Here is a 5,169-nt window from a genome sequence, read left to right on the forward strand (position 1 = left end):
ATGGGGCATTGGGCATTGGAATAAATTCTTCCTTGTCCTCCTTGTCTCCCTTGTCCCCCCACACTTCCAGACGCGATGAATCGCGTCTCTACATTACTCCCCGATCCCCGTTCCCCTTTCCCCTTTCCCCAAAATTATTAGAACCGTCCATTTCCCTGGACGATATGTTTGACGGTAGTTAGGCTTTCTAGACCGATAAAACCACGTCGATGGCCTTTCTGGTTGGACATACCAAGAAATACACCATCTCCCCGTGCAGGGTTACGGGTAAAGCGGGGGGAAGAATTGATGTAACTGGAGGCGCTGTTGACTCCCAAGGCAAATTGTCGGCTTTCTTGGTAAGATTCTGTGACGATGCAGTCGGCGTGACCACTGCTGTACTGATTAATCCAAGCGATCGCGCTCTCTAAGCTATCCACTAATTTAAAAGCGATAGTTTTAGTTAAATAAGCGTTTCCCCATTCTCCATCTTTAGCTAGTTGTAATTGGGGAAAAGCTTCTACTAGTTCTGGATCTCCTTTAATTTCAAATCCTTTTTCGTGTAAGCTATTCCACAGAGTGATTAAAGAAGATGGCATAGCTTGCCGATGAATCAAAACTTTTTCGATCGCATTCACCGGATCGGGTTGGCTACAGTGGCTATCAACAATTATCCAACGTACCATTTCCAAGCTGCCATTGAGAGACCAATACAGGTAACAATTACCCATTGTTGACTTCAGTACTGGTGCTGTAGATTGCCGTACCACCTGCTGTACTAAGCTAGAACGCCCGTAGGGAATGACTAAATTTAAATACTGGTCTTGGCTGACCAAATCACGGATAGAAGCACCGTGTTCAGTCTGGATTAATTCTATACAGCCAGACGATAAACCAGCATCAGCAATTCCAGCTTGTAAAGCCTCAGCGATCGCCGCGTTCGAGTGACTAGCTTCTGTACCACCTTTAAGGATCAAACAATTACCTGTTTTGATACATAAACCTGCTGCGATCGCTGCTAATTCTGGAAACGCTTCATAAATAAACGCGATCACTCCTAAAGGCGTTAGTTGTGTGTAAGTCTGGGAATCTTCGAGTTGATAGTCAGCACTACGCACTCGTCGCAGTGGATCAGATAGTTCTCCTAGTCGTTGCAAAATCTCTACAGCTGTTTCCAGACGGCTTGGAGTTAGCTTCAGCCAGTCCAATATCAAATCTGGTATAGCCATTTCCCGACTAGCTTCTAGATCCAGAGTATTGGCTTCGAGAATATCGTCAAAAGAACGTTTGATCGCTTCAGCCATAGCCAAGACGGCGCGACTGCGATCTATCCCTTTGGTAATTCCTAACTTTAAAGAAGCAGCGTAGGCACGTTTTGTGCTGGCGATTGCTTCGGGGTTATGATCAAAAGCATCCACTGTCATCCGATTTTGGATTTTGGATTTTAGAGCCACTGCGTTGCGGGGGTTCCCCCCGTTGTAGCACGTGGCGTGATTTTGGATTGACCCCTAGGATAAATAAATCCTGGGGCTATCCTCTAACAGGATTTTAGATTGCAGATTGAGTCTCAAGATTTATCCGCTTTCTTTTACCCTGGAAAGAATTATCGCTTATTAAATCAACGTCTGTAAGTAAGCCAGACCATCAGTGCAGGTAGAATTGCCAAAAGTACTGCTACCATTGCCCAAGCGATTATACTAGAACCACTTGCCAATCGTAGTGCTAAGGGCAACCATATAATCACTAGCACGAAAATAATGCCAAGTGCTACTGGTAGATAGCTTTCTCCTAAACGCGGATGGACAACTTGCCAAGTAGAACCTGTCCAGCGCCAAGCACGTTTATAGGGATAGGTAGTAGAAAGCTGTTCTAGCACATAACCATTATCTTCAACTACAAAGATTTGTTGACAGCGATCGCACCCAAACGCTTCTGTGAGGGTAATCGGAATTAACCGTCCCCGACGACGACAGGGACAGGGGTATTCGCTATTAAAATCAAGTTTTTCGGGTTTTTGAGATTGCACAAGGATCTTATAACTTGAGCGTGTTTACGGACAGCAGGAGAAGATCATCCTCTTGTTAAGATTTTTGAGGTTGGTAAATCTCCTTGAAACTTTTTTTATAATAATTCAGCTACTTTGTCTGATTCTTGCCTACAGAATATATTTTGGTTCAATAGAGTGGCAAAAAAGGTTTGCACCTGACAACTAAAGAAATTACACTGACCTCTATTAATTAAGTGTAGTCCATCCCACATAATTCTTAGTTGCTGAATTTGGGGAAAGGGGATCGGGGAAAGGGGATCGGGGAAAGGGGGATCGGGGAAAGGGGATCGGGGAAAGGGGATCGGGGAAGAGGGAAATCAATGACTTTTGACAAATGACTTTTGACAAATGACTTCCTCAAAAATTTACTTCTGCTTTAATAACTGAAGGGTCGGGGGTTGGATCAAGGTGAAAGCCGAGTTTCTCGCAAACTCGCTGCATACCGGAATTGTCAGCTAAAATTTCCGCACTAATGTAATTTAAGTGTTCGCTGCGTCCTACTTGAAGTAGTCTTTTGAGTAATTCGGTTCCTAAACCTTGACATTGAAAATGGTCACTGACTAGCAGCGCAAATTCAGCACCTTGTGTACCATGGATTTTACTTAATCTGGCGATCGCTAAAAGTTCATGTTGTCCGGTTTGGGGATTGTGATAGTCAGCAACTAAAGCCATTTCTCGGTCATAATCGATAAAGCAAAGGCGTGTGAGTCTCTCATGGGCGATACGCTGACTGAGTTTTATCAAGTGAAAATAACGAAAGTAAACGCTTTCTTCCGATAAGGTTTTGTGGAAATGAATCATTAACGGTTCGTCTTCTGGACGAATCGGGCGGATTTTGACTTTCATCCCGTTTTTCATTGTCCAAGAGGAAACGTATTGTGTGGGGTAAGGACGAATAGCAGGTTTTGGTAAATCTGCTTCTTTGACATCTAAATCGTGTAGCACAATTCGTGCATCAAGGGCAATAAAAGAATTTTGAGTAATTGCTTGTACTAATAAAGGATTTATATCAATTTCTTTAATCCAGCGCTGTTCAACTACAAGTTGGCTAAAACGTACCAAAACTTGTTCTAGTGCTTCTAAATCTACAGCTTTTCTACCCCTGACTCCCTGTAGCGCTTTGTAAATTCGAGTTTGTTCCATCATCCGCCGTGCCAATGTTGTATTTAGCGGTGGAAGTCCCAAAGCCCGATCCTGAAATACTTCTACCAACTGTCCACCAGTACCAAAAAGTAGAACAGGGCCAAACTGCGGATCAATACTGCTACCCAAAATCAGTTCATAGCTATTTTTCAAATCAATCATCGGCTGCACAGTAACGCCAGTAAAGTCACTTTCTCCGACTTTCTCTTTGACGGAAGTTGCAATTGCTGCATAAGCCTGACAAACTGCATCAGCATCATGTAAATTTAAATGCACACCACCCACATCAGTTTTATGGATAATTGTTTCGGAAAATATCTTTAAGACAACTGGATAGCCAATTTTATCTGCTAGCTCTACAGCTTCTTCAGTACTCCTTGCTACTTGAGTTTTTACCGTAGGAATACCGTATGCAGCTAGAACTTGTTTTGATTCCACCTCAGTTAGTAAAGTTCTGCCAGCTAGTCGTGCTTTTTGAATGATGGTTTCAACAATCACCCGCTCATTTGCTATATCTTGACTTTCAGTCAGCACAGGTGTTTCATACAGTCCCCGCAAGTTGTAACTATAACGCCACATATAGTTAAAAACACGGGCAGCAGTATCGGGAAAAGGGAAAGTCGGAATCGAAGCTTGATTGAGAATTTCTGCCCCTGCTTCTACATCTGTATCTCCCATCCAGCTAGCCAGGATGGGTTTACCAATTTTGGCGTAAGGTTTGAGCAAATGGGCGGTTTGGGTAGGGTTGGTCATTGCCTGTGGTGTTAAAATTACTAGCAAACCATCACTATTGGGGTCTTTGGCAGTAATTTCTAAAGCTTGGGCATAGCGGGTCGGATCAGCATCACCTAATAGATCAATAGGGTTGTGATGATTGCCATTGGCTGGTAATATTTGGTCTAAGGCTGCATGAGTTGCGGCAGATAATTCTGCTAACTCACCCCCACCAGTGATTAATGCATCGGTCGCCAGTACTCCAGGCCCGCCAGCGTTAGTAATCACAGTCAGTCGCCGCCCTTGAGGACGAGGTTGTTTTGCTAACACCTCTGCCATATCAAATAACTCAGAAATACTGTTTACCCGCAATACTCCACAACGTCGTAACGCAGCATCAAACACCGCATCACTTCCCGCTAAAGCCCCTGTATGAGATGCTGCGGCTTTGGCTGCGGCTTCTGTCCGTCCAGCTTTAATAACAATGATCGGCTTAGTGAGGGCAACTTCCCGTGCTGCTGAGAGAAACGATCGCGCATCGCCAATTGATTCCATGTAAATTACAATACTTTCTGTGTGCGGATCATCACCAAGGTAATAAATCAGATCACCCCAACCCACATCCAGCATGGAACCGATGGAGATAAAAGCACTAAAACCGACGTTTTCTCGAAAACTCCAATCTAAAATCGCCGTACACAGCGCTCCACTTTGACTAATAAATCCCACCTTTCCTGGAAATGCCATGCTATTAGCAAAGGTAGCATTTAAGTTTGTGTGAGGATTCATCACACCCAAACAATTGGGGCCAATCAACCGCATTTTGCTGTGATGCAGTTGTTCTAAAATTTGCTGTTCTAATTTGGCGCCATCTACACCTGTTTCTTTAAATCCAGCCGAAAGCACGATCGCACCTTTTACTCCCACCTCTGCACATTCCCCAATAATCCCCGGAACAGTAGCAGCAGGTGTAATTATGATCGCTAAATCAATAGATTCTGGGACTGCGGCAATATTAGGATAAGTTTTAATCCCCAGCACACTGCTACGGTTAGGATTGACAGGAAAAACCGTTCCGCCAAAAGGATGACTGATCAGATTCCAAAGTACAGTTCGTCCCACACTGCGATCGCGATCAGTTGCACCAATTACAGCGATCGTTTTCGGCGCAAATATCGCATCTAAAGGTTGATATTCAGCTCGGAGAATATCATAAGCACGGTCTGAAGCCAGTGTGGAATTTGTTTGCATGGTTCTTCTGGGATTGGGGATCGGGGATTGGGGAT

At 44.1% G+C, this 5,169-nt stretch carries 3 protein-coding genes; all 3 read right to left on the bottom strand.

Annotated features, from left to right (window positions below):
- Window positions 1–137: 137 nt before the first annotated feature.
- The 3 genes from B4U84_RS04785 to B4U84_RS04800 all read right to left on the bottom strand — a co-directional run bounded on the left by B4U84_RS04785 (window position 138) and on the right by B4U84_RS04800 (window position 5,134).
- Window positions 138–1,403, bottom strand: coding sequence for a glutamate-5-semialdehyde dehydrogenase (locus B4U84_RS04785; RefSeq protein ID WP_131118720.1), 1,266 nt, complete (start codon window positions 1,401–1,403; stop codon window positions 138–140).
- Between the two features lie 194 nt (window positions 1,404–1,597).
- On the bottom strand, window positions 1,598–2,005 hold the full coding sequence (locus tag B4U84_RS04795) for a hypothetical protein (protein WP_017309508.1): 408 nt from the start codon (window positions 2,003–2,005) through the stop codon (window positions 1,598–1,600).
- A gap of 378 nt (window positions 2,006–2,383) precedes the next feature.
- Complete coding sequence (locus B4U84_RS04800) at window positions 2,384–5,134, bottom strand: bifunctional acetate--CoA ligase family protein/GNAT family N-acetyltransferase (RefSeq protein ID WP_131115831.1); 2,751 nt, start codon at window positions 5,132–5,134, stop codon at window positions 2,384–2,386.
- Window positions 5,135–5,169 lie beyond the last annotated feature (35 nt).

The sequence above is a fragment of the Westiellopsis prolifica IICB1 genome (assembly GCF_004323185.1).
In the GTDB taxonomy this organism is placed as follows: Bacteria; Cyanobacteriota; Cyanobacteriia; order Cyanobacteriales; family Nostocaceae; genus Pelatocladus; species Pelatocladus prolificus_A.

Excerpts from the sequence above, each read along its gene's own strand:
- B4U84_RS04800 (WP_131115831.1), bottom strand. The coding sequence starts at position 5,134 with ATGCAAACAAATTCCACACTGGCTTCAGACCGTGCTTATGATATTCTC.
- B4U84_RS04785 (WP_131118720.1), bottom strand. The coding sequence starts at position 1,403 with ATGACAGTGGATGCTTTTGATCATAACCCCGAAGCAATCGCCAGCACA.